The organism is Natrinema limicola JCM 13563 (genome assembly GCF_000337475.1).
GTDB lineage: Archaea > Halobacteriota > Halobacteria > Halobacteriales > Natrialbaceae > Natrinema > Natrinema limicola.
This window is the reverse complement of the sequence record NZ_AOIT01000010.1, coordinates 109,807-133,305: the sequence shown is the minus strand read 5'-3', so window position 1 is coordinate 133,305 and position 23,499 is coordinate 109,807. Positions and strand designations below refer to the sequence as shown.

Below are 23,499 nucleotides of genomic sequence, written 5' to 3'. Positions count from 1 at the left end.
GCGACGCCTAGAACGACTCTTGCTCGCTGTACCCATCAGTGTCCGGTGCGCCCTCATCTTGCCGCTCCTCGCCCATTGCGGGCGGCGTGCGGTCGCTGTAGTTTTTCCGACCGATAGCCTCGTCGCCGACCATGTTCATGATCGCTCCCTCGACCGCACCGTAGTCTTGGAACTCATCTTCGCCAAGCGATCCGATGACCTCCTCGAGTGTCGTCGTGGTATCGCTCATTTGGAGTTCCTCGTCGCCGTGTGCGTCGAGTAACTCGTCGTGACCGATCGGGAACTCCACGTTCGTGAGCGTCGCCTGTACGTCGCCGAGTTCGACGCCGCGCTCGCGGCTCTTGTCGGACATAGATGACGGGACGCGACGGGGCCGAAAACGGATTGGGCCTGCGCTCGCCATGAGAGTCGGCGAACCGCCATACTGACGTACAGCCGATAGTATACTCGTGCATGGATCTCACAGCGGCGACGTGGACGGACGTTCGAGACCTCGAGACCGATCTCGCCGTCGTTCCCGTGGGGAGCACGGAACAACACGGCCCACACGCGCCTCTCGGGACGGACGTGCTGACCGCGGAGGCGGTCGCCGACGCGGGAATCGAACGCACCGATCGCGAGGTCGTGCGCGCACCGGCGATTCCGGTCGGGATCGCCGCGGAACACCGCCAGTTCCCCGGGACGATGTGGGTCTCCGAGGACACCTTCCGGGACTACGTCGGCGAGGCCGTCGAAAGCCTCGCACACCACGGCTTCGACCGCGTCGTCATCGTCAACGGCCACGGCGGCAACGTCGACGCCCTCCGGGTGGTCGGTGGCCGGCTCACGCGAGCCGGCGACGCCTACGTCGTCCCCTTCACCTGGTTCGAGGCCGTCAGCGAGCACAGCGCCGACATGGGCCACGGCGGCCCCTTAGAGACGGCATTGCTTCGCCACTGTGAGCCGGAGCTGGTCCGAGAGGATCGGATCGAGGAGGCCCGTGCCGACGCGGCCGACGGCTGGGGCGACTGGACGAGTCACGTCAATCTGGCCTACGACTCGGCGGAGTTTTCGGAAAACGGTGTCGTCGGCGATCCGGCCGATGGCGACGCCCAACGCGGGGAAACGCTGCTCGAGTTAGCGGCCGACTCGCTGGCTCGGCTGCTCGAGACGGTCGCCGAGCGTGACGTCTCGCGGCCCGACCATCGGTAAGGATCGGACGGCGGGTCGGCCGAGAGCCGGGACGATTCGGAACGTCGGCCGAACGGAATCGATTACTCCTCGGCTTCGTCCGCGTCATCGTCAGCTGCGTCGTCTGCGAGTCCGGCATCTTCGAGCGTGCCGCGAAGCGCCGGAATCGTCGACGTGAGGTCGCCGACCTGCTCGCTGGCCCGTGAGAGATCCGCGATTGCTGCTTCCAGGTCGGCGATTTCTGCCTTGAGGTCGTCGGCGTCGTCGAAGGCGTCGGCACGCTGGCCCATGGTGAACCACTTTTTCGCATCGCGGAGGTGGGCCTCGGCGTCGCCGACCTCGAGCGCCGAGTTGAGGCCGTTGAGCACGCCCAACACGTTGTCGGCATCGGTCTCCCAGACGTCGTCGGCATCAGGGAGTGCTCCCCAGGCGTCCGCGAGCGAGGACTCGACGTCCGCACGCATCTCGGTGGCCGCTTCTCCGAACAGTTCCTCGTCGTCGCCGAGCGTCGCTTGGCTCATGTCATCGTGTTCACGGGGCCCATGGTTAAAAGGTAGCCCGAAAGTGAAAGTGAAATCGGGCCGGAGCGGATCAATGCCGGAAGAACAGCGACCGAATTTCGAAAGGGAGGTCTTCAACCGATCAGAGTTCCTCGATCGACCGGAGCTTCTGTTCGACGTCCGGCGGCGCGGCGCTCGGGCCGTCGCTCACGCGATGGTCCGGGATGAGGATCGGTGTCGGGTTTTCGTCGAGTGCAGTCCGGACGAGGATGATGTCGTCGTCGTCCTCGTGATCGAGCCCCGAGGTCATCCGGGCGAGCGTGTCGACAGTGACCTGATCGCCGTAGGGGATCTCCCGGACGCTCTCGAGAACAGCCCGCTGGTCGGTCGGCATGGTCATCGCGACCTGTACGTCGTCGAAGCTGACCGGCTCGAGGCCGTCTAAGTACTCGAAGATCTGATCGAGAACGGGATGATCCGCCTCGGCATCGGCGTCGGGCACGTCCGGAAACGAGACGCTGAGGACTCGCCCGCTGGCAGCCCCCACTTGCACGCACCGATCGAGATAGGGCGATTCCCGCGCGTAGATTCCAGCGTCGGTAACGTCCTCCATACGATTCCGTAGGCAAGCCGGACTTGAATAGCCGCCGGTCTTGGATCTCACTGGCGGCTCACATCGGTCCTGTTATACTGCCGGACAAAACGGTTCATCCCTGATCGCACCCACGACGCTGTCGCCGACGGCGACAGTCGTCGAGACGCGATCGCGTATTCACTGATTGTTGTCCGGTCGTATAGCTTCGAGTTGAAAACAGAACGAGCACAGATCGGCTAGCTCGTCGTCGCCACTCTCGGCAGTCATCTTCTCGAGGACGACGTCCGGCGGGCCAAATCCCGCGCTATCGACTTTCGGTCGGCGTATTCACGGATAGTATTCTCCCGAATTCTACTTTCGAAGGAAAAAGTTATTCAATACTCGCGTGTGATGTGGTGTTACCCATAGGTGACGTGAAATGGCCAATATGGAAACGGCGGAGTTCGAAACCGATCTCAGTTTGTTCAAATACGACAATCTCGAACAACTCCCGCCACGATATCGCGATCTCGAAGAAAACGAGCGGACAGAACGCATCGAGGCGGCGCTCGCCGAACTCGGCGACGACGTCGTCATTTTGGGCCACAACTACCAGCGACGGGAGATCGTCGAGCACGCGGACTTCATCGGTGACTCCTACCAGCTCTCGAAGCAGGCCGCCGAGGCCGACGCCGAATACGTGATCTTCGGCGGCGTGACGTTCATGGCCGAGAGCGCCGACATCATCACGGACGACGACCAGTCAGTGATCCTCCCGAGCATGGAGGCGTCGTGTCCGATGGCGGGCATGGCCGAGGCGCTGCAGGTCGACAGCGCGTGGGCCGAGATCACCGCCGCCGCGTCCGATGACGACATTATCCCGATCACGTACATGAACTCCTATGCCGACCTGAAGGCCTTCTGTGCGAGCCAAGGCGGGCTCGTCTGTACCTCGTCGAACGCCCACAAAGCGTTCGAATATGCCTTCGACAAAGGTGACAAGGTGCTGTTCCTGCCAGACAAGCACCTCGGGGAGAACACTGCCCACCGACTCGGCATGGAAGACGAAATTGCCCAGTGGGACCCCTGGAATCCGGAGGGCAAAGACGCCGCCGAAGTGGCGGACCGCGACATCATCCTCTGGGACGGCTACTGCCAGGTCCACGAGCGATTCCGCGTCGAACACATCGAACAGGTTCGCGAAGACAACCCCGGTGCAAAGGTCATCGTCCACCCCGAGTGTCGCCGCGAAGTCGTCGAAGCCGCCGACAAAGCCGGCTCGACGGCCACGATCTGTGAGACGATCGCCGAGGCCGACCCCGGCGACACCTGGGCGATCGGCACCGAGGTCCACCTCACGAACCACCTCCAGCGGTGGCACCCCGAGGTCGACGTCGTTCCGCTCTGTGGCGACGCCTGCATGGACTGCAACGCCATGCGCCAGATCGACCCCAACTATCTGACCTGGGTGCTCGAGGAACTCGCGGCGGGCCGCGAACACAACGTGATCGAGGTCGCCCCCGAGGAGAAAGAACTCGCGGGCGTCGCACTCGATCGGATGCTCGAGATCTAAGATGACTGAAACTACCACCAGCACGGCGACGACGACAGACGGCGAAACGACCGACGTGCTCGTCGTCGGCAGCGGTATCGCGGGCTGTGCGGCCGCCCTGTCGGCCGCACGGGAGGGCGCGGAGGTCCTCCTGCTGACGAAAGCGACGAAACCCGACGACGCCAGCACCGACTGGGCACAGGGCGGGATCTCGACGACGCGCGGGGACTCAGAGAGCCTCAAACGGGACATCATCGCAGCCAGCGACGGTACCGCCGATCCCGCGGCCGTCGACACCCTCGTCAACCACGCCGACGACGCCGTCGAGGACGTGCTCATCGATACGCTCGAGGTCGGCTTCGACGAGACCGCCGACGGCGACCTCGACTACACGCGCGAGGCCGCCCACTCGGAGTTCCGCATCCTCCACGTCGACGCCGCGACGGGCACGCACATCCTCCGGCCGTTCCTGCAGTACGTCGACGACCACGATCGTATCGAGGTTCGTCAGGACACCGCGGCACTCGAGTTGATCACCAACGAGGGCCGCGTCCACGGCGTGGTCTCTGACGAAGAACCGACTGGCAAACCGATCTACGCAGGTGCAACGGTGCTCGCGACCGGCGGGGTCGGCGCGCTCTACAGCCGGTCGACCAACCCCGACGACGCCACCGGCGACGGCATCGCCATGGCCGCGCTTGCGGGCGCGGACATCGCGGACATGGAGTATATCCAGTTCCACCCGACTGCCTACGACGGCGAGGACCCGTTCCTCCTCTCCGAGGCGCTGCGCGGCGAGGGTGCGGTGCTTCGCAACGGCGACGGCGAGCGATTCATGGACGACTACCACCCACAGGGCGACCTCGCACCGCGGGACGTCGTCGCCCGCGCAGTCGAGGCCGAACGCGAGGCAACTGGCGAGGTCGTCCTCGACGTCAGCCCGCTCGAGTTCGAGACCGACTACCCTGCCATCGCCGAGAAGTGTCGCGATCGCGGCATCGAGGGCGACGAAATTCCGGTCGCGCCGTCCGAACACTTCCTGTGTGGCGGCATCGATGTCGACGACCGCGGTCGCACCTCGCTCGATCGGCTCTACGCCGTCGGCGAGTGTGCCCGCACCGGCGTCCACGGCGCGAACCGGCTGGCGAGTACCAGCCTGCTCGAGGGCCTCGTTTGGGGCCTACGCGCGGGCGACGACGCAACCGGGTTCGATCCCGAGGTCGTCGAGGCACCCAAATTACTGAATCGGGATCCCGAACTGCCCGAACGCTTCGCGGCCGAGAAGTTCACGCGCCTCCAGCAGACGATGGACGAGTATCTGGGCCTCGAGCGCGACCCCGACGAGATCGCGCGCGCGAGTGCCGTCCTTCGGCGGTTGAAAGGTGAGGTCGACGCATACATTCGAACGCGGACGGCGCGCGACCTCTACGAACTCCGGAACGCGAGCGTCGTCGCGCTGTTGATCGCGCGTGCGGCCGGCGAGAATACGGAGTCGGTGGGCTGTCACTACGTCGCGACGGACGCCGACGAATCGACGGTCGAACCGACGGCGGACGACTGAGATGATCACCGACACACAGATCGAACGCTGGCTCCGCGAGGACGTCGGCCACCACGACGTGACCAATCAGGTTCCCGGCGAGACGGTCGGCCGGCTCGTCGCGAAAGAGGCAGGCGTCGCCGCTGGCCTCGAGGCCGCGGCGGCCGTCTTCGAGTACCTCGACGTGCCCGTGACCGATCGGCTCATGGACGGCACCGCGGTCGAACCCGGTGACGAACTGCTCCGGGTCGTCGGGGGTGCCCGCGAGGTGCTGCGCGGCGAGCGCGTCGCCGTCAACATCGCGGGCCATGCCTCGGGGGTCGCGACGCGGACCCGCGAGGCGGTCGAACAGGCGCGAACCGAATCCGAGGACGTCGCCATCGCGGCGACCAGAAAGACCACGCCCGGTCTGCGCGGCATCGAGAAGCGCGCGGTCGTCGCAGGCGGTGGTGACACCCACCGGCTCGATCTCTCCCACATGGTGATGGTCAAGGACAACCACGTCGCCGAACTGGGACTCGAGGACGCCGTCGAACGCTTTCAGGAGCGAACGTCGTTCGCGACGAAAGTCGAGGTCGAGGTCGAGACCGTCGCCGACGCCCCGCTGGCGGCCGAAGCGGGTGCAGACATCGTTTTGCTCGACAACATGACGCCAGAACAGACGGCGGCGGCCGTCGACGAACTCACAGACTACGAGAGCGTGCTGGCCGAAGCCAGCGGCGGCATCACCCTCGCGGACGTGCCCGACTACGCCGCGACGGGCGTCGACGTGATCTCGATGGGGTCGCTAACCCACTCCGCGCCGTCGCTCGATCTGTCGTTTCGAACCGGGGAGTGAGTATTACTCTTCGTCCCAGGCTCGAACGTCCGACTCCTCGAGAAACAGCGACGGATCGTCGTGGGAGAAGCTGACCCAGCCGTCGTCCGGATCGGCCAGGACGTGCACCAGCAGTTGTTCCTCGAGCAGCGCCGTTTCGAAGACGGAGCGACAGGCCGTGATGTCGTAGGCGAGTGGGACCAAGATCGCCGTCTCGCTGTCGTCGTCGCGCTCGACTGCGAGGGCGACTCGCTGGTCGGTCTCCTCGGCGGCGAGCGGTCGATAGTACACGTCCGCTGCGGTGATCGTCACGTCTCCGTCCTCGACGAGTCCAGCGACGACGTCGTACTCGTCTGCGCTGACCGTCACATCGAGGCCGACTCGCTCCTCGCTGTCGACCGGTGCGATGTCGGTGGGCTCGAGGACGGCGACGTCCCAGCCGTCCTCGCGGTACTCATCTGCGACCGCTCGTGTATCTTCGAGGAGATCGTTCCACAGGGATTCGGTCAGGTCCGGCCCGTCATCGGCTGACTCGTCCGTCGTCATTGCGCTCCCTCCGGTCGTGATCGGCTCGTCATATGCGAGTCGAACACCGCGAAGCAAAAAACAGTATCTCAGCCGCTCATAGCGATTCGATCGAAACGGCGGTCGCGTCGCCGACCAGCGCGTCCTCGATCGCCGCGCGAACGGGCTCGGGATCGGACGGCCCGCCTGCGGCTGTGATACTCCCCACTGACGCCGGTTCGAGCGCCACGTCGAGTGCGTCGTAGATCGCCTCGAGTACGGCCGCGAGATCACCACGATTGGCCACGAGCACGATTCCGGCGACGAGGGCAGCGTCACTGCGAACGCGCTGGGCGATGCCGACGACCTTGCGCTCTCGCCCGTCCGCGCGCGTATTGACTGAAAGCGAGTGCGTGCCGGAACAGAACGAGTCGTCGGGCTCGCCGTGGCTTGGCTCGAGGCCGAGGTTTTGAAGCGCCTGCTCGAGGGCGGTCGTGGCGCGCTCGTACCGCTCGGTCGTGCCAGTCCTGCTGTCCGTGACCGGCTCAGCACGGGCAAACGCCAGCGTCGTCGCGCCGTCGTAGGCCACCGCACGGCCGCCGACGTCGCGCTCGATCGGCGGGAACCCACGTTTGTCGGCGGCCGCGCGGGCGCGGTCGTACCCCTCGCGGCGAGCGTCCCGACGGCCGAAGGCGACCTGTCGATGGGGAGTCCAGACGCGGACGGCGGATTCGCCGTCGGCGGCGATCGAAAGCAGCCGTCGGCTCGCCTCGCGATCAGTCTCGATGGACCCTGCCCGGCCACGAAAGACGCGCATACCACGAGTTAGACCCGGTGGGTCTAAACGCTCCCGCCACCCAGCGTTCATATCCGATGGCCGTCACGCTTCCCGCGTCCGTGCTGGCGCAGTACGAGCGCTTCTCGCTGTACAACTCGCCGTATCCCGCCCACGACGGTGGCTGTGCGATCGATCTCTATCCCGGGACGCTGGTCGACGGGCGGACGACTGCCGCGCCGAGCCCGGTCGCCGGCATCGTCCGCGAGACCCGCACTGTCCGCGCACCGCCGAAACCCTACGCGCCCGAACACGATCACCTGATCCTGCTCGAGCCCACTGACTCGAGTCCACTCGCGGGACTGACAGTCAGAATCCTCCACGTCGAGCCGTCGGTCGCGGCCGGCGACGTTGTCGAACGAGGGGAGTCGCTCGGCCGACTCGTCCGGGCGGGCTTTTTCGCGCCGTGGGTCGACAACCACCTCCACGTGGGGGTTCGCGGCCCCGAGCAGAACCCCTATCGAGCGTCGGGGTCGCTCCCGCTCGAACTCGGCGTCTCGGTCCGGCCGCTCGCGTGGGACGGCACCGGCCGCGTCGTCTCGACCGGCGACACCTACGCCGTGCTCGATGCACCCGCACACCCCGAACCCGGCACTGGCTTCGTCGGCGTGCGCGCCGACGGGGGTGGCGTCCTAGACGGCGGGTTGCCACACTACGACGGCGGTGGGGTGCTCGAGCGTGACGACGACACCGACCCCGTGGTCGCGCTCAACGGCGATCGACTCGGCGTCGCCGACGGCCGCACGATCACGTGGGACGACGTGACCGTGATGGCAAACGACGAGCCGATCACCGGATTGTCGCTGTTCTGTGCGCGCGACGGCGACTTCGGCGCGAAACTGATCTGTCCCGAGCGGTCGTTCGCGGTCGGCAACCGGGTTCAGGTGCGGGTTCGCTCGAGCGACCGAGACGAAGAGAGACATCGAGAAACGTAGCCGTCAAGACCGTCGCTCACAGACGAGATGCTATGACCGAGGAGACGCCACCGGCGGACGTGTTCGACGAGTTCGACGACCTCGAGAGTCTGCTCCAATACTCTCTCGAGGAGGACCACGAGTTCCTCGCGTGGCTCGATACGAGCGTCGACAACGTCGGCGATGGGACGATGACGATGTCGATTCCCTACGACGAGAAGCTGACGAACACGCGGCCAACCGCCGACCCCGACGAGCGGGCGGACCTCCATGGTGGCGTCGCGGCGACGCTCATCGACACTGTCGGTGGGCTCTCGCTTCGGACGGCGATGGACGACCCCTTCGAGACGAAGATCGCGACGATCAACCTGAACGTCAACTATCTGCGCCCGGCGACGGGCGATCTCGTTGCGACTGCAGACGTGATCCGAGTTGGTAGCAGCGTCGGTGTCAGCGAGGTCACCGTCGAAAGTACGACGCCAGACGGGGAGACGAAAGTCGTCGCCATCGGACAGGGCGCATACCGGGTCTTTCGGTCACAGTAAGTGCGAGTCCACGACACCGACTCAGACGGTCTGCTGTCCCGATGTCCCGGTTGGACTGCAGGGCGGTCACGGTCCCACCGGCACTGACTGACTGACTGACAGGAGTCCGCCTCAGGAGTCAGCAGTCAGTTTTCGGAGCCGTACCACGAGAGTGACAGTCACGAGCCCGAACACGATCGCATACAGATTCGAGCCTGCCGTGACAAAATACCAGAGCGCGTACGCACTGGCCGCAATGCCGAGCAGATATAGTGGTCGCAACTGTTGTTGGTTCATCGACCGTCACCGTCCGTCCACATCTGGATCGTCGAGAGCGCACGACGTAGCAGCAAGCCGTTCATACCGCACGTTGGATCGCCGGCGACGAAAAAGCCGGTGGGACGGCTGTCGCAATTAGGCGAATTCGAGATCGGCGCTCGATTCGACCTCGCCGAACAGCCAGTCGGCGTGCTCTAAGGCGTACTCGTGGTGTTCGTCCTCGAGCGCGCCAATACAATCGTCGACCAGGATCGGCCGGAAGTCCCGCACACCCGCGCTGCCGCCGGTATGGAGCACGCAGACGTTCGCGAGGGTGCCACAGATCACCAGATCGTGGATGTCGCGGGCATTCAACCATCCCTCGAGTTCGGTGTTGTAGAAGGCGTCGTAGGTGTGTTTCTCGATGATCTGATCGCCCGCCATGACGGAGAGTTCGTCGACGATCTCGGCCTCCCACGAGTCCTCGAGGACGTGTTCGCCCCACTGCTCGAACTCGTCGTAGTAGTGGGCGTCGTCGAACTGTTCCGGTGGGTGGACATCGCGGGTGAAGATTACCTGGACGCCGGCCTCGCGGGCGCGATCGACTAGGTCTGCGATCGGCTCGATGACGGCCTCGCTGCCCGGCGCGTACAGCGATCCTTCGGGATGACAGAACCCGTTTTGCATGTCGACGACCACCACTGCTGTGCGGTCTGGCTCGAGGCGCATAGCTAGACGGTCGTACGGGCGGAGTCGTGAAAACGTTCGTGTCCGCTGCAGCCCCGGTTCTATAGTAACAACTGAAACGATTTACACACCGATCGCACAGCCGTCATGCGATCGGGTGTGCATTGACTTTCAGTGGCTACCGTTCAACGATCAGGCGCGCGACCGGAGTTACGAGCTGCAGGCGTCGATGCACCGGCGAGCGCTCGCCCTGCTGGCCGGCCTCGTGGCTGCGGTTCTGAGCGTCCTGTCTGGTTGGCGGGCGGCGTCGACCGACGCCGAGTGAGTGGCGGTCTGACCGTCGTGCTTTTTGCACTTCTATTCAAATGGATCACTAGTCACGTCAGATGCCATCGACGCGCCCCCGCACGTCCGTCGTCCTCCTCGTACTGGTCCTCGTCGGAGCGCTGGTGACAAGCGGCCTCGCTGGCCCGGTCCTCGCAGCCAGCGCGACCGCAGCTTCCAGCGGGACGACTGCCGCCAGTGTCGATCGAGCCGAACCGACCCCTCGTCTGGAATCGACCACGGCCACAACCGCCGCGGTTGCCCCACCGGACGACCGCCCCGAGAACCCATCGACCGAGAACACCGTCGGCTACGTCGAAGGCTACTGGTACGACGACGATTTCCCGGTCGACAACCAGTCGGACACAGTCGTCGACGACGATGAACTCGAGCCCGTCGTCTACCGAGCGATGGCCCGCGTCGAGGTACTTCGGGGCCAAACGTTCAAAGAGGGAGTCGCCGTCGACGTCGTCTCCCGCGAAACTTACCGGCAGACCAACGACGAGCGCTTCGAGAACTATACGACAGCCGAACGGGTAGAACAGAACATCGGCTACGAAGCGTTGTTTACAGTCGGTCGGGACACGACGGCGGTCAACGCGACAAAGACAGTGTACGGCGGTGCCGTCAAGGGCTACTACGATCCCGAGACTGACGAGATCGTTATCGTCTCCGAAAATCCCGACACACCGGCGTTGGACGAACTCACGCTCGGCCACGAGCTCGTCCATGCCCTGCAAGACCAGCGGTTCAACCTCTCGGAACTCAACGGCTCGACACAGGACGCGACCCTAGCGACGAAGGGGTTGATCGAAGGCGATGCGAGCTGGGTCGAACGCGAATACGAGCGTCGCTGTGGCGTCACGTGGGACTGTCTTACACCCCGTAGCGACGGGGGATCCGGCCAGTTCGACGTCAATTGGGGCATCTACTTCGCTATCTACCAGCCCTACAGCGACGGGCCAGACTACATCGACTACCTGCGCCAGCAAGGCGAGGGCTGGTCGGCGGTCAACGCGGCCTACGACGAGCCGCCGGCAACCACGTCGGCAGTCATCCATCCCGGCTCCGAGCGCGAGCCGGCCGCCGTCTCGGTCCCCGACCGCTCGAGCGACGGCTGGCGACAGCTCACCGTCGACGGTGTGGTGGCAAACGACACCATCGGTGAAGCAGGGATGGTGGCGATGTTCGCCGCCGACGCGATGACTCAGGAGCAACCGTCAGTGCTCGACAGGACCGATCTCGACGTCATGGGCGGCGGTCGCGGGTTCAATTACGACCACGACTACACCGACGGCTGGGCCGGCGACAAACTGGTCATCTACACCACCGATGAGATCGACAACACGACCGATCCCGCCGACGCGGCGGGCCAGGCCGGCTACGTCTGGCGAACGAAGTGGCAGTCGGCCGAGGATACCGGCGAGTTCCTCGAGGGATATCGAGAACTGCTCGAGAACCACGGTGCCGAGCCCGTCGCAGCTCGTCAGAACACGTTCGTGATCGACGATGGCGGCTACTCGGGCGCGTACTATTTCGAGCGAAACGGGACGACGGCGACGATCGTCCGCGCTCCGTCGGTGGCAGCACTGTCGAACGTCGACGCCGGTGCCGCGCCCGAATCGACCGCCGGCTTCGGGATGACAGCCGCGGTCGGCGCGATCGTAGTCACGGTGTTCGGAATCGGTATCTGGCTTGCCGTCGGCCGCAGGCGATAGCGACTGTCCTCGCGACATCTCTCATTCAATCGACTGGTTGCGTCGGAAACGCTTCCATATCGAATTGACGGCGACCGTTCATCGCCGTTGCGCGCCGGCAGACGGGTAGCTTTTTTGCCTCCCACGGGAAACCGGCGATATGTCAAACCCGTTCGGAACCGTTCCCGCAGAGGCTATTCTCGAGGGGGACGCGACTGATGCCTACTTCGAGCGCACGCGGGCCACGCTCGAGCACGCGGGGAAAAACCCCCACGTCGTCGCCGAAGTGACCGCCGACCAGTTCCCGACCGGGGAGTTCGAGGTCTTCACCGGCGTAAAAGACGTGGCGACGCTGTTCGAGGGCCGCGCCGTCGATATCGACGCGCTTCCAGACGGCCAGCTGTTCGACGGCGGCCCCGTCCTCCGAATCGAAGGCCCGTACCTCGAGTTTGCCGCACTCGAGACCTCGCTGCTCGGCTTCCTCTCCCAGCCGAGTGGCTTCGCGACGGCCGCACTCGAGGCCAGACTGGCAGCCCCCGAGTCGCTGGTGTTGTCGTTCGGCGCGCGCCACGTCCACCCGTCGATCGCGGCGACCGTCGAACGCGCCGCATTGCTCGCCGGCCTCGATGGGTTCTCACACGTCGCAGCAGGGGAGATCCTCGGCCGCGAGGCAGGCGGAACGATGCCTCACGCACTCATGTTCTGTTTCGGTGAGGGCCACCAAGACGAGGCCTGGACGGCGTTCGACGAGGCTGTCGGCGACGACGTCCCCCGAACCGCGCTGGTCGACACCTTCTGGGACGAGAAAAGCGAGAGTCTGCTGGCCGCCGAGACGCTCGGCGAGGACCTAGACGGCGTCCGCATCGACACGACTGGCTCCCGACGCGGCGATTTCCGACACATCATCCGCGAAGTCCGCTGGGAACTCGACGCACGGGGCTACGATGACGTCGACATCTTCTGTAGCGGCGGGCTCACCCCCGAGACGATCCGAGAACTGCACGACGTCGCCGACGGCTTTGGCGTCGGCAGCCACATCACCAGTGCCGACTCGGTGGACTTCAGTCTGGACATCGTCGAAATCAGCGAGGGATCGGAAGATCCCTCAAGCAGCCGGACGCAGTCCGGCGACGACGGCGAACCCATCTCCAAGCGCGGGAAACTCTCTGGGGTCAAAGACGTCTATCGAACCCCCGACGGCGGCCACCACGTCACGCTCGCCGACCGCGACGGGCCAGCCGACGGTGAATCGTTGCTCGAGCCATTGGTCCGCGACGGCGAGATCGTCCGCGAGTTCGACCTCGAGACGGCGACCGAGCGATGTCTGGCCGACGCCGAGGCGGTCGGATTCGACCACAAGACGCCGTCACCCGACCGATAGCTGCCTGAACTGGACTGGACGCAAGCGCGAAAAGACGCCAACGAAGGTACGATAGTTGACTTTTTGCCGGACGCGAGAAAACCGATCATCGATGGTCGCCGCCGCTGACCCCCCACACTCTCGAATCGCGACGCAGCTTGCGATCCGCCTCGTCATCGTCTTTGCGGTCGGTGGCGTCTGTACGGTGGTCCTCCTCCCGGGACCGACACTGCTCTCGATCCCGCTGATCCTCATCGTCAACCTGTTCGTCCTCTGGTTTACCGTCCATTACGTGTTCGCGGCGCTGAACGCCCTGCTCGAGGCGAAACTCGAGCGGCTGGACCCCGATCGAGCAGCCGAATCGAGCGACGACACGAGCTAGGCGCGGGACCGGACTGCGTTGCGCATTGCTATCGGCGTACTGAGTGTCTCGAAGAACCGTGAGCCCGTTCAGACCTGCTCGATGCTGCCGTCGGCCTCGCGCTCGCGGAACACTTGGCCTTCGAACAGCGTGACGCCGACGCTGTCGTCTTGCCATGCATCCGGTGCGAGCTTTGCCTTCCGGCAGGTGCGCTCGAGATATTCGCGGGCGGTCCAGCCGTTTTCGACTGGGACCGTCGGATAGAGCCAGCCGCCATCGCCGCCGTCGACGGCAACGCCATGGGTGCCGACCTCGAGGTCGGCTAGCGGGTCGTCGGTCAGCACGACGTTTCTGACGATACAGACCGAGACCGTCAGGTTCGACAGCTCAGAGGGACTCACCTCGGAGCCACAGGAGTCCCCACTGGCGGCTTCGATCGCCGCGTCGACGATGACGTGGCCGAGCTGATCGCCAGAGCGATAGCCACCCGCACAGCCACGCAGGCTGCCACGGCCGCGGGTCGACTCGAGGCGGACGAACGCCCCGGTTCGCTCGTAGAAGGCTTCGCGCATGCTGCCCGGTTGTTCTCGCTGCCCGTGTCGTACGTAAGAGTTGACGGCTTCGCGCGCGAGTTCGACCGCACGTGCACCGTCCTCGTAGGAAAGGTCGACGCCCTGTCCCTGGGACATACAGATAACCATGGCAGTAGTCGTCCTAAAGCGCTTCCATTCGTCGATGGGCGCTTTTTGGAGTCCCAATCGGGGGACTTATTCGGCAACCGACCCTAGAATGACTGGGAGAGAGAGCCTGGCTGCCGCGATGGTCGCGCCGGCAACGGCGCGACCACCTCTCGTGGACCGACTCTCCGAGTCGCTCCACGCTCGTAACGTGATCGTCCCTTCGGGACGCATCACGCTCGTAACGTTGGCCAACCCTCTGGGTTGCCCAACGCCCGCGAGGAAAGTCCCCCCACCTGTTCGGGCAGGTGACCGGACGCAAGTCCGGAGCGGGAGACCGCTGGCTCTGGAACAGAAACGACACGTCTCGGCCCGACCGATGATGCGCGCGAACCCGACCGAGAGGAAGGGGAGCTAACCCGCAGAGGGAAGCGTGGTCGCATGTTGCTCGCGGTTGAACTCCGCAGGTCACGCTCGACGTGACCGACCACGCACTGACGGCCGAGGATCGATGGAACGGCGAACCCTCACCGGTGCAAGTCCGCGCCGTGGTAGCCCGAACACCCCGCGGCATCGCCGCGGACGGCGTGGACGCTCAGCCGAATGCCGGGATGAACAGAAGGGGGCTTACTCCTCTCACCCAGTTTCTACGGAGACCGAGGCGAGTAGCTGATACGGACTCCGATCAGTCAGTTCCGGCGCACCCGCAGGACGGGTCGTGGGTGCGCCGGTACCCAGTGATAGCAGACCGTATGACGCCGTGACTCTGAGGGAAAGCCCACGCTCGGGGAGACATGCCCTGTCATTCTAGAAAAGAATTTTATATTGAATTATCGTCTGCGGAAGTGGATATGCCCTCCGACTTCAACAGCCAGCCGTCACCGGGGACAGTACTCGGTGTCGTCATCGTGATCATAGCGATCGTCGGAACCCGATTACTCGGGTGGGAGTGGGGAGGTGGACAACTCGCACCAACGGTCATCGCCGTCGTCCTCGTCGTCGGCGGCGCTTTGCTGGTCCTTCGTGATCGCCTAGGATGATCCCGCCCGGCAGCGATCCGCTGCGACGTTCATATCTGGATTGTATTATGTTCCTATTTTCTTAATGATTTTAATATGGTTGGTAGAATATTATTGCATGGCTAATGGCTACGACTAGAAGGGCCACCCTCGTCGGGACAGCGATTGCCGGAACAACGTTTCTGGCGGGCTGTAGCAGTATCCTCGGCGGGAATCCGGACGTGGTCGTATTCAACCGAACCGATAGCGAGTTGAGGGCCGACATAACGCTCGTCGACACCGATGGCGAGGAATTGTTATCCAAACGTGCGGCCATCGAGCCCGACGATGCGTTCGAACACGACGAGGTGCTGTCGTCGGGTACGTACACGCTCAGCGTCGATGTCGAAGGCGGTCCGTCCGGTGAACGGGAATTCGACGTCGAAGACGGCGATTCGTTACAAGCCCGTGTCGACGAAGACGATATCGAGTTTAACAAACTCTGACACAAGCAGGTACGTCGGTGCCGATGCAACCTCGAGAGCGCGCCTCGAAGGGACTCGCGTTTCGGGTTTGTGGGAGAGAGAGAGCTGTTTCGAATACAATATTGGTACTAGCAACAGGGTATAGGTACCGCCACGGGTAGTGAACGTGATGGCATCCGGACACGGACAAGAGCGGGGAGCGAGAACGACCGGCCGCCGAAAGCGACGACGGAAACGGCTGCGTGACGAGGACGGACAGTTCGTCCAGACGATCGGGGGCAACGACGTGCTCGCAGTGTTCGACGACGTCGCTGGCCCGGTCGTCACGACGACCGATGTCGCGGACGGCCTCGGGATCACGACGGAAGCCGCACGACGGAAACTCAATCGACTCGTCTCCGACGGCGAGTTGTGCCGACGAAAGACCGGTCGGACGGTCGTCTACTGGCGAGCAGACGGTCGCGGGGACGGAACGATCGATTCGGTGAGTACTGAAACCCCGAACTAGGCCGATGGCAACCACAAGTGACGACGAGCGGACAATCAGCCTCAGTGAAGGCCGATATCTCTGTGGGATGTTGACCCTGACGCTGGCCGACGACCCACCGATTAGCAACAGCGAACTCGCCGACTTCCTCGAGGTCAGCGCGGCGAGCGTTACCGAAATGCTCGACAGCTTCGAGAAGGAGGGACTGGTAACGCACGAACCGTACTACGGTGCCGAGCTAACAGCGTGTGGCGAGCGCGTGGCCCGGGAATTCCGCTGGCGACGCTGTGCTGTCCAACGGTTTTTCGAGGCCACGTCACGCGTCCAGTTACAGAGCGAACAGGCCTATCGTATCGGCCGACTGCTCTCGCACGAGGACGTTTGCAAACTCAGCGACCGATTCGATCAGCCATGCAGCGAGTACTGCGAGGCAACCGAGCCCGACGAGTGCAATATACTGGTCTCGTGATCGACGACGGGCAGTGACGGTTTCGCGGTTCCCCCTTCCGCTCGATTATCAGCGATAATTTCACAAGCCGGATCGAGAGCGCGTATCAAACCCGAAACGGTTTCGTCGTCTGTAACGGTTAAGTTGTTTTAGGGCAACCTAAAAACAAAGATGCGACGAACGATCGCTGCAGGGAGACTCGAATGGTGGTATTCACATCGGTGCCCCGATTGCAGGGGATGTCTGGCTGGTGGTTGGAGATGATCGTGGAGATGCTCTCGGGGGTAGCCATCGAAACGTGGGCGATCATCGGGTCGCTCGTTGCACTGTCGGTCCTAGTAGTCGAACTTGGACGGATCCTCGTCAATGACACGATTGTATCCTGGTTCAGTGAGTCGGAGTCCCTCCAGCCGGTTGTTGGAGCGGTACTCGGATTGATTCCTGGCTGTGGGGGAGCGATCGCCGTGATGCCACTGTACGGTCGTGGTGCCGTCGGGTTCGGAACCGTCGTCGCGACGTTGGCGGCGACGGCCGGCGATTCGGCGTTCGTCTTGCTCGCTGTCGCACCCGAAGTGGCCCCGATCGCGTACGGGATCGCATTCGTGACGGCGGTTCTCTCCGGGCTGCTAATAGAAAAATACGGGACTGGGACGGCCCGAATCGATCGGATCGTCAGACAGCCGGCGACGGCCGCCGACGGCGGCATGGCCACTCGATCCGGGCACGCGGCCTGTGGCACTGCCCGTCGGCCGGCCAGTTCGGTCGCCACCGCGGCAAACCTGTGGTCGTGGGTCGTGCTGGTTTCGTGGTGGACGATCGCCCTCGTCGGACTGGGCGTCAGTATGCGCGCACTCCTCACGCAATCCGAGCCACAGCTCGTCCTCTGGGAAACCGACGTCATAGCGGCCGTCGGCGTGGCGGGGATCGCACTCTCCGGATACGTGTACGCCCGCGGAACGGCGCCGGCCACCGATCGGACCGGTCTGTATCGATTCATGTCCGCGCTGTGGCGGAGTGCCGCGTCGACGAGCCGGATCGTGCTCTGGGTCGCAGTCGCACTCCTCGCGTTCGAACTCGCGACCATGGCCGACGTCCAGTTTGCACAACTGCCGACTGCGGGGATGCTTGCACCCATCGGCGGTGCTCTCATCGGGGCATTACCGGGCTGTGGCGTGCACGTCGGGATCGCCACAGCGTACGGCGAAGGTGCGATCCCGTTTTCGGCACTTCTCGCCAACGCGATTAGTCAGGACGGCGATGCGTTCTTCCCGCTGCTGGCGATCGACTACCGAGCAGCGATCGTCGCGACGATCTATACGGTGATCCCCGCTGCCGTCGCCGGTGGTGCCGTTCACATCCTCTGGCAGCTGTTCGATCTTCCCCAATTCTGGTTCGCACTGGCCGGGTAAACTACGGTTCTGACTCGATTTTCACACCGATCGCATCGTCTATAGTGCTCGCCCACGGCGCTTCCTGGCGGTGGCTCGTCGGTGTTACATTGGTCACGACGTCCTGCCGGAGTCCAACGCGAGCGCGAGCAAGCGTTGGGATGCTATAGTAACAACGGAAACGATTTACACGCCGATCGCACAGCCGTCGTGCGATCGAGTGTGCATTGACTTTCAGTGGCTACTATAGGATCGAACGCAAGCGCGGCTGTTGAACAACGTGACGTACTCGAAAGGAGTGAGCATCCTGACGGAGATTTGAACACGCCAAGATGTTCCGGGCATGCGGCGCAACGCGCCGTTCCGGGCTGCAACTTGTCTGCTCAAATCTCCGCGTTAGAGTTTTACCGACACCAGCCGCTCGCTCTGCTCGCGGTTTGGTGTCGGCAGAAACGTCCTGACGGAGTCTGACGCGAACGCAGTGAGCGTCAGGCACGTCAGGACCGAACGACACAGCGAGTGCTGAACAACGTGAAGCACTCGAAAGGAGTGAGCGTCCTGACGGAGATTTGAACTCCGGTCCCTGGCTCCGCAAGCCAAGAGGATAGTCCACTACCCTATCAGGACTCATCTCTACGTAACCGGCATACCATTAAAGCCCTTTCGAAACGAAGCCGCCGCTGGCTGTCGATTCCTGCTGTCTGCCGACACGTCTCGAGGGAGAGAGTATCACAGTAGCCAGCCAGGGATTTATATACTGAAAGGCGGCCAGGTGGGGTATGAGTCCCTGCTCGAGCCCCGACAGGTCGTGGCGGTTCCATGCTGGGTCTGCGACGACGGAATGGGTCGCTCCGGCCAGTATGCGTACTGGACGCGTCGAACACTCCCACACGGGAAAGCAGCGAATGAATAACGCTTATGCGCGGGCTACCCATGCACGAGCATAGAATGAGCGACATCGAGGGTGTATACGAGGACCTTGAGGCCGACGTTTCTCTCGAGGAGTTTCGCGAGGTCGTCGAGGCGAAAGTCGAGCAGATGGGGGGACTCGCGGACGAGGAGACGGCAGCGATGCTCGTCGCTCACGAAGTCGGCGAGAGCGAGGTCGGTGGCATCGCCGATATCGAGCCCGGAATGGAAGAGGCGAAGTTCGTCGCCAAGGTGATTTCGATCGGCGAGAAACGAACCTTCGAGCGTGACGGCGAGGACGAAGACGGGCAAGTCGTCAACGTCGAGGTCGCAGACGAAACCGGCTCGGTTCGGGCAGCATTCTGGGACGACCATGCCGAAGCCGCCATCGAAGAACTCGAGGAGGGACAGGTCCTCCGAATCAAGGGCCGTCCCAAAGAGGGCTTTTCCGGCGTCGAGGTCAGCGTCGACGATGTCGAACCCGACGACGACACCGAGGTCGACGTGCAGGTCTCCGATACGTACGCGATCGAGGACCTCTCGCTTGGCCTCTCGAACGTCACCCTCGTCGGCCTGCTTTTGGATACCGACAGCGTGCGCACGTTCGACCGCGACGATGGCTCCGAGGGGAAAGTCTCTAATCTCGTCCTCGGGGATTCTACCGGGCGCGTGCGCGTAACACTCTGGGACGAACAGGCCGACCGTGCCACGGAACTCGAGGCCGGAGCGACCGTCGAGGTGATCGACGGCTACGTCAAGGAACGCGACGGACAGCTAGAACTCCACGTCGGCAACCGCGGTGCCGTCGAGGAAGTCGACGAAGACGTCGAGTACGTCCCCGAGAGCACACCGATCGAAGACCTCGAAATCGGCCAGACGGTCGACATCGCGGGCGTCGTCCGCTCGGCCGACCCCAAACGGACGTTCGACCGCGACGACGGCTCCGAGGGGCAGGTCCGGAACATCCGCGTTCAAGATGCGACCGGCGACATCCGTGTCGCGCTGTGGGGAGAGAAAGCCGACACCGACATCGGGCCGGGCGACGAAGTCGCGCTGGGTGACGTCGAGATCCAGGACGGCTGGCAGGACGACCTCGAGGCCTCCGCCGGCTGGCAGTCGACGATTACGGTCTTAGAATCCGAGCCGGCCGGCTCGAATGGGTCGACGGATGCCGACGACTCGAGCGACGAGAACGCCGGTCTGTCTGCCTTTGCCGGCGACGGAACCGACGAAGAAACGGCAACAGATGACACAGATACCGGGTCGACGACGACCGAGCCCGACGATACCGGCTCNCTCAGAGATGTGTATAAGAGACAGGAACTCGAGTTTACCGGCGTCGTCGTGCAGGCGGGCGATCCGGTCGTCCTCGACGACGGGGAGGAGACCATGAGTGTCGCAACCGATGCCGACGTCGGCCTCGGTGAAGAGGTAACCGCCCGAGGAGTCGTCCGCGATGGTCGTCTCGAGGCAAACGACGTGTTCTGACGCCTCGAGCAACCCCATCACGAACCTAGGAAAAGCGTTAAGGGCGTTAGCTTCGCCTATAGTGATATGAACGTCGAACTCCCGTTCGCCCCGGTGGACACCATAATCCGGCGGAACGCGGGCGAGCTTCGGGTGAGCGCCGATGCGTCCAGGGAACTCGCAACGCGGATTCAGGAACACGGGAGCGAGCTCGCGATCGACGCCGCCGAGGAGGCGACGGCGGACGGCCGCAAGACACTGATGGCCCAGGATTTCGGGGTCGAGGCGGTCATCGACAAGGACGACCTCGAGTTACCGGTCGCACCGGTTGATCGCATCGCTCGGTTGGAGATCGACGACCGCTATCGCGTCTCGATGGACGCCCGCGTCGCGCTGGCCGACATCCTCGAGGATTACGCCGACAACGTCGCCCGGGCGGCGGCGATCCTCGCACGCCACGCCGACCGGCGGACGATCACCGACGACGACATCGAGACGTACTTTTCGTTATTCGAGTGAGCAAATGCAGTTCGGCTACAGCGAGGACTGTCTCGCACACGATCCCGGTTCGCGACACCCGGAGTCGCCGGACCGGCTACGAGCGATCCGGGAACGACTGAAGCGTAAACACGGCGTCGAATACGTCGAGGCCGACCCCTGTGACCTCGAGACGATGGCTGCCGTCCACGATCGGGAGTATCTCGAAGAGGTCCGTGAGTTCTGTGAGAACGGCGGCGGCAACTGGGATCCAGATACCACCGCCGTCGAGGCCACCTGGGATGCGGCTCGCCGGAGCGCCGGGCTCGCCTGTTGGGCCGCCAAAGCGGCACTCGAGGGAGAGACAGGTCGCAAGACGCCGTTTTCGATCGGCCGACCGCCGGGCCACCACGCGGTCTACGACGACGCGATGGGGTTTTGCTTCGTCAACAACGCCGCCGTCGCCGCCCAGTATGCGCTCGATCACGACGACTACGACGTCGACCGCGTGGCGATTCTCGACTGGGACGTCCACCACGGCAACGGGACACACGACATCTTCTACGACAGCGACGACGTGTTCTTCGTTTCGATCCACGAGCAGGGCCTCTATCCCGGCTCCGGCGACATCGACGAAACCGGCGAGGGCGACGGTGCGGGAACGACGATGAATATCCCGATGCCGGCTGGCACCGACGAGAACGGCTATCTGGCCGCCATCGACGGGCCGATCGCCGCCGCGTTCACCGACTTCGATCCGGATCTCGTCCTTATCAGTGCGGGCTTTGACGCCCACCAACACGACCCGATCTCGCGGATTCGACTCTCGACGGAAGCCTATGCACTGCTGAGCGACCGCATGCGGTCACTTGCCGACGACCTCGACGCTGCATTGGCCTTTATCCTCGAGGGCGGCTACGGACTGGACGTCCTCGCCGACAGCGTCGCGCTCGTCCACGAGACCTTCGACGGCCGCGAGCCGATCGAACCCGACGACGACCCAAGCGACAAGGCGATAGATACCCTCGAGGACGTGCTCGACGAACACGACCTCGACGTGGATGTCGACAGCCTCTGAGACGCTATCAGGTCTGTCTCAGGGCTGTGGGTCGAAATACGCTGCCAACTCTTGTCCGAACTCGTCGAGCAACGCCACGATCTCATCGTCGACGAGGACCTCGTAGTCGTCCTCGAGTGCCGTCTCGACGTGTGCCCCGAGGCCGACATCGAAAAGCCGGTCGCTTTCGAGGAACTCGCGGGCCGTGGTAAACGATCGCGGGCGCTCGGTGACGTACCGGCCGTCCTCGATGAAGGGCCCGTAGGCGTCGGGGTCGTCCGCGTAGGCGTCGTAGAAGCCGGCGGCGTGGTCACGGACCTGAACCGGCGGCCCTTCGTGGCGCTCGACGGCTGGCCGTTCGCTGACGGCGAGTTCGGCGAAGACGACGGCGGTGTCGTCGGCGAACGTCGTCGCCCGGAACACGTCGAACCCACGATCGTCGAGCCCGTTCGTGATCCCGTCGAGTGACTTGTAGAGTTGGGGATAGAGTTGATCCTCGACGAGATCGGGGGCGGCAAACCGGACGGCGATGGGTGTGGTGGCTCGCCGCTCGAGGTGCTCGCGGAGCGCTGCGTCGGTGAGTGGCTCCGGGTCGTCGGCATCGAAGTAGTCCGGTCGGGGGGCCGTGAGGAACGCGCGGGCATAGTGTTGGAACCGCGCGACGTTCTCGGCCGCACAGACGGCAGCAACGTTGCGCTCGGGATCGGTGGGGTCGATGACGACCAGCGGATCGTCAAAACTCACACGGCCGTGCTCCTCGGGGTCGAGTTCGACCGGGGGGTGCCAGTCGGCCGCAGCCTCGAGTAACGGCCGAAAGCCACCGTACTCACAGACGAGCAGTTCGGTGAGATAGCCGCTAAAGCCCTGCGTTCGGAGGTCGCTGCCGTAGACACCGATCCCCTTGAGAAACTGCTTTGTGACCCGGACGTCACCGGCGAGGTCGTCGTCAAGTCGCTGCTCGAGATACTGCGTGTGAAAGGGCGTCCGGTCGACCGCCGATCGGATTTCCGTCGCCGACTCGAGGCGAAAACAGGGGACGACGTCGATGTCGAACCCCTCGACTTCGCCTTTCACGTAGGGATGTTCGGCGTACTCCTCGTGGCCGTCGGGAACCGTCGCGTGGCCGACCTCGAGGCCGTACTCTTCTAAGGTGTCGCGGTCGAGCGCCGGCGGGAAGCGGACGAAAATATCGATATCGCGGTCGCCGCTGATCCAGGTGTTTCTGGCCGTCGAGCCGACCTGCAGAACGTCGGCATCGGCACACAGCTCCGTGGCCGCCGTCTCGGCACGCTCGATCAGCCGATCGGCGACTTCGCGCAGCCGTGCCCGTTCTTCGGCAGCCGGATCGACGCGGTCGCGCACCGCGGCGACGACCCGCTCGACGTCACAGTCAGCGTCCTCATCGCTCATGGCTGGATACACTCGAGCGGTGCGTGAAAGGGTATCGAACCCGCTGCCGGGAAAACGAAAGTCCTATTAAATGCACCCG

The 23,499-nt window shown here is 64.0% G+C and carries 27 protein-coding genes, 1 tRNA gene and 1 other RNA gene; 19 read left to right on the top strand and 10 right to left on the bottom strand.

The genetic code is table 11. From position 1 onward, the window contains the following. Positions 1–7: 7 nt before the first annotated feature. The gene (locus C476_RS00820) at positions 8–352 is read right to left on the bottom strand and encodes a DUF5789 family protein (RefSeq protein ID WP_008008887.1); all 345 of its coding nucleotides are present in this window, start codon (positions 350–352) and stop codon (positions 8–10) included. A gap of 101 nt (positions 353–453) precedes the next feature. Here C476_RS00820 and C476_RS00815 point away from each other — a divergent pair, with 101 nt between their 5' ends. Then, positions 454–1,191: a creatininase family protein gene (locus C476_RS00815; protein WP_008008885.1), complete on the top strand. Its 738-nt coding sequence runs from the start codon at positions 454–456 to the stop codon at positions 1,189–1,191. Positions 1,192–1,253: 62 nt separating this feature from the next. Here the strand turns inward: C476_RS00815 and C476_RS00810 are convergent, their stop codons facing one another. Next, complete coding sequence (locus tag C476_RS00810) at positions 1,254–1,691, bottom strand: DUF5790 family protein (RefSeq protein WP_008008883.1); 438 nt, start codon at positions 1,689–1,691, stop codon at positions 1,254–1,256. A 121-nt stretch (positions 1,692–1,812) separates the two neighbouring features. Next, positions 1,813–2,283, bottom strand: coding sequence for an MGMT family protein (locus C476_RS00805; protein ID WP_008008881.1), 471 nt, complete (start codon positions 2,281–2,283; stop codon positions 1,813–1,815). Between the two features lie 400 nt (positions 2,284–2,683). On the opposite strand from C476_RS00805, the gene nadA reads away from it, so the two are divergent. From nadA to nadC, 3 genes are read left to right on the top strand one after another with little or no spacing between them, the layout of a single operon-like run. Continuing rightward, positions 2,684–3,817 (top strand): quinolinate synthase NadA, encoded by a 1,134-nt coding sequence (nadA, locus tag C476_RS00800; protein ID WP_008008880.1) that lies wholly within the window; start codon positions 2,684–2,686, stop codon positions 3,815–3,817. A gap of 1 nt (position 3,818) precedes the next feature. Then, positions 3,819–5,357, top strand: coding sequence for an L-aspartate oxidase (locus C476_RS00795; protein ID WP_008008879.1), 1,539 nt, complete (start codon positions 3,819–3,821; stop codon positions 5,355–5,357). A gap of 1 nt (position 5,358) precedes the next feature. Then, positions 5,359–6,174, top strand: a complete 816-nt coding sequence (gene nadC, locus C476_RS00790; protein WP_008008878.1) for a carboxylating nicotinate-nucleotide diphosphorylase — start codon at positions 5,359–5,361, stop codon at positions 6,172–6,174. Positions 6,175–6,177: 3 nt separating this feature from the next. Here the strand turns inward: nadC and C476_RS00785 are convergent, their stop codons facing one another. Together C476_RS00785 and C476_RS00780 are read right to left on the bottom strand one after the other, a co-directional pair. Beyond that, positions 6,178–6,699 carry a DUF7529 family protein gene (locus tag C476_RS00785; protein ID WP_008008877.1) on the bottom strand — a complete coding sequence of 174 codons (522 nt, stop codon included), beginning with the start codon at positions 6,697–6,699 and terminating at the stop codon, positions 6,178–6,180. Between the two features lie 76 nt (positions 6,700–6,775). After that, positions 6,776–7,474: a lipoyl protein ligase domain-containing protein gene (locus C476_RS00780; RefSeq protein ID WP_008008876.1), complete on the bottom strand. Its 699-nt coding sequence runs from the start codon at positions 7,472–7,474 to the stop codon at positions 6,776–6,778. Between the two features lie 56 nt (positions 7,475–7,530). On the opposite strand from C476_RS00780, the gene C476_RS00775 reads away from it, so the two are divergent. Then, entirely contained in the window at positions 7,531–8,427 is an 897-nt protein-coding gene (locus C476_RS00775) for a hypothetical protein (RefSeq protein ID WP_008008875.1), read from the top strand. A 32-nt stretch (positions 8,428–8,459) separates the two neighbouring features. Continuing rightward, the gene (locus C476_RS00770; protein ID WP_008008874.1) at positions 8,460–8,951 is read left to right on the top strand and encodes a PaaI family thioesterase; all 492 of its coding nucleotides are present in this window, start codon (positions 8,460–8,462) and stop codon (positions 8,949–8,951) included. 111 nt (positions 8,952–9,062) lie between these two features. Here C476_RS00770 and C476_RS18800 read toward each other — a convergent pair whose 3' ends face one another. After that, a complete protein-coding gene (locus C476_RS18800; protein ID WP_008008873.1) occupies positions 9,063–9,227 on the bottom strand; it encodes a hypothetical protein in 165 nt (54 codons plus the stop codon). A gap of 117 nt (positions 9,228–9,344) precedes the next feature. After that, on the bottom strand, positions 9,345–9,917 hold the full coding sequence (locus tag C476_RS00765; RefSeq protein WP_008008872.1) for a cysteine hydrolase family protein: 573 nt from the start codon (positions 9,915–9,917) through the stop codon (positions 9,345–9,347). Between the two features lie 115 nt (positions 9,918–10,032). On the opposite strand from C476_RS00765, the gene C476_RS18250 reads away from it, so the two are divergent. The 4 genes from C476_RS18250 (at position 10,033) to C476_RS00750 (ending at position 13,638) form a co-directional block, all read left to right on the top strand. Then, entirely contained in the window at positions 10,033–10,200 is a 168-nt protein-coding gene (locus C476_RS18250; protein WP_193788153.1) for a hypothetical protein, read from the top strand. Positions 10,201–10,261: 61 nt separating this feature from the next. Next, on the top strand, positions 10,262–11,917 hold the full coding sequence (locus C476_RS00760; RefSeq protein ID WP_008008869.1) for an Hvo_1808 family surface protein: 1,656 nt from the start codon (positions 10,262–10,264) through the stop codon (positions 11,915–11,917). Positions 11,918–12,056: 139 nt separating this feature from the next. Continuing rightward, the gene (locus C476_RS00755) at positions 12,057–13,277 is read left to right on the top strand and encodes a nicotinate phosphoribosyltransferase (RefSeq protein ID WP_008008867.1); all 1,221 of its coding nucleotides are present in this window, start codon (positions 12,057–12,059) and stop codon (positions 13,275–13,277) included. Positions 13,278–13,368: 91 nt separating this feature from the next. Next, a complete protein-coding gene (locus tag C476_RS00750; protein ID WP_008008866.1) occupies positions 13,369–13,638 on the top strand; it encodes a hypothetical protein in 270 nt (89 codons plus the stop codon). 68 nt (positions 13,639–13,706) lie between these two features. Here the strand turns inward: C476_RS00750 and C476_RS00745 are convergent, their stop codons facing one another. After that, positions 13,707–14,306 carry a TIGR00296 family protein gene (locus C476_RS00745; RefSeq protein WP_008008864.1) on the bottom strand — a complete coding sequence of 200 codons (600 nt, stop codon included), beginning with the start codon at positions 14,304–14,306 and terminating at the stop codon, positions 13,707–13,709. Between the two features lie 249 nt (positions 14,307–14,555). Between C476_RS00745 and rnpB the strand changes: the two genes are divergently transcribed. From rnpB to C476_RS00720, 6 genes are all read left to right on the top strand, one after another. Beyond that, positions 14,556–14,936: RNase P RNA component (gene rnpB, locus C476_RS01405), an RNA gene on the top strand. A gap of 209 nt (positions 14,937–15,145) precedes the next feature. Continuing rightward, the gene (locus C476_RS00740; RefSeq protein ID WP_008008863.1) at positions 15,146–15,334 is read left to right on the top strand and encodes a hypothetical protein; all 189 of its coding nucleotides are present in this window, start codon (positions 15,146–15,148) and stop codon (positions 15,332–15,334) included. Positions 15,335–15,438: 104 nt separating this feature from the next. Further along, the gene (locus C476_RS00735) at positions 15,439–15,798 is read left to right on the top strand and encodes a hypothetical protein (RefSeq protein ID WP_008008860.1); all 360 of its coding nucleotides are present in this window, start codon (positions 15,439–15,441) and stop codon (positions 15,796–15,798) included. Between the two features lie 148 nt (positions 15,799–15,946). Next, a complete protein-coding gene (locus tag C476_RS00730) occupies positions 15,947–16,285 on the top strand; it encodes a helix-turn-helix domain-containing protein (RefSeq protein WP_008008858.1) in 339 nt (112 codons plus the stop codon). 4 nt (positions 16,286–16,289) lie between these two features. Next, positions 16,290–16,733 (top strand): metal-dependent transcriptional regulator, encoded by a 444-nt coding sequence (locus tag C476_RS00725; RefSeq protein WP_008008855.1) that lies wholly within the window; start codon positions 16,290–16,292, stop codon positions 16,731–16,733. Positions 16,734–16,915: 182 nt separating this feature from the next. Further along, a complete protein-coding gene (locus tag C476_RS00720; RefSeq protein ID WP_083857015.1) occupies positions 16,916–18,121 on the top strand; it encodes a putative manganese transporter in 1,206 nt (401 codons plus the stop codon). Between the two features lie 533 nt (positions 18,122–18,654). Here the strand turns inward: C476_RS00720 and C476_RS00715 are convergent. After that, positions 18,655–18,727 (bottom strand) — tRNA-Arg (locus C476_RS00715). A gap of 321 nt (positions 18,728–19,048) precedes the next feature. Between C476_RS00715 and C476_RS00710 the strand changes: the two genes are divergently transcribed. The 3 genes from C476_RS00710 to C476_RS00700 all read left to right on the top strand — a co-directional run bounded on the left by C476_RS00710 (position 19,049) and on the right by C476_RS00700 (position 22,031). Continuing rightward, positions 19,049–20,497 (top strand): single-stranded DNA binding protein, encoded by a 1,449-nt coding sequence (locus C476_RS00710; RefSeq protein ID WP_008008852.1) that lies wholly within the window; start codon positions 19,049–19,051, stop codon positions 20,495–20,497. A gap of 66 nt (positions 20,498–20,563) precedes the next feature. Continuing rightward, a complete protein-coding gene (locus C476_RS00705) occupies positions 20,564–20,995 on the top strand; it encodes a histone (protein ID WP_008008848.1) in 432 nt (143 codons plus the stop codon). 4 nt (positions 20,996–20,999) lie between these two features. Continuing rightward, positions 21,000–22,031, top strand: a complete 1,032-nt coding sequence (locus C476_RS00700; protein WP_008008846.1) for a histone deacetylase family protein — start codon at positions 21,000–21,002, stop codon at positions 22,029–22,031. A gap of 18 nt (positions 22,032–22,049) precedes the next feature. On the opposite strand, the gene cca is transcribed toward C476_RS00700, so the two are convergent. Beyond that, positions 22,050–23,420, bottom strand: a complete 1,371-nt coding sequence (gene cca, locus C476_RS00695) for a CCA tRNA nucleotidyltransferase (RefSeq protein ID WP_008008845.1) — start codon at positions 23,418–23,420, stop codon at positions 22,050–22,052. Positions 23,421–23,499 lie beyond the last annotated feature (79 nt).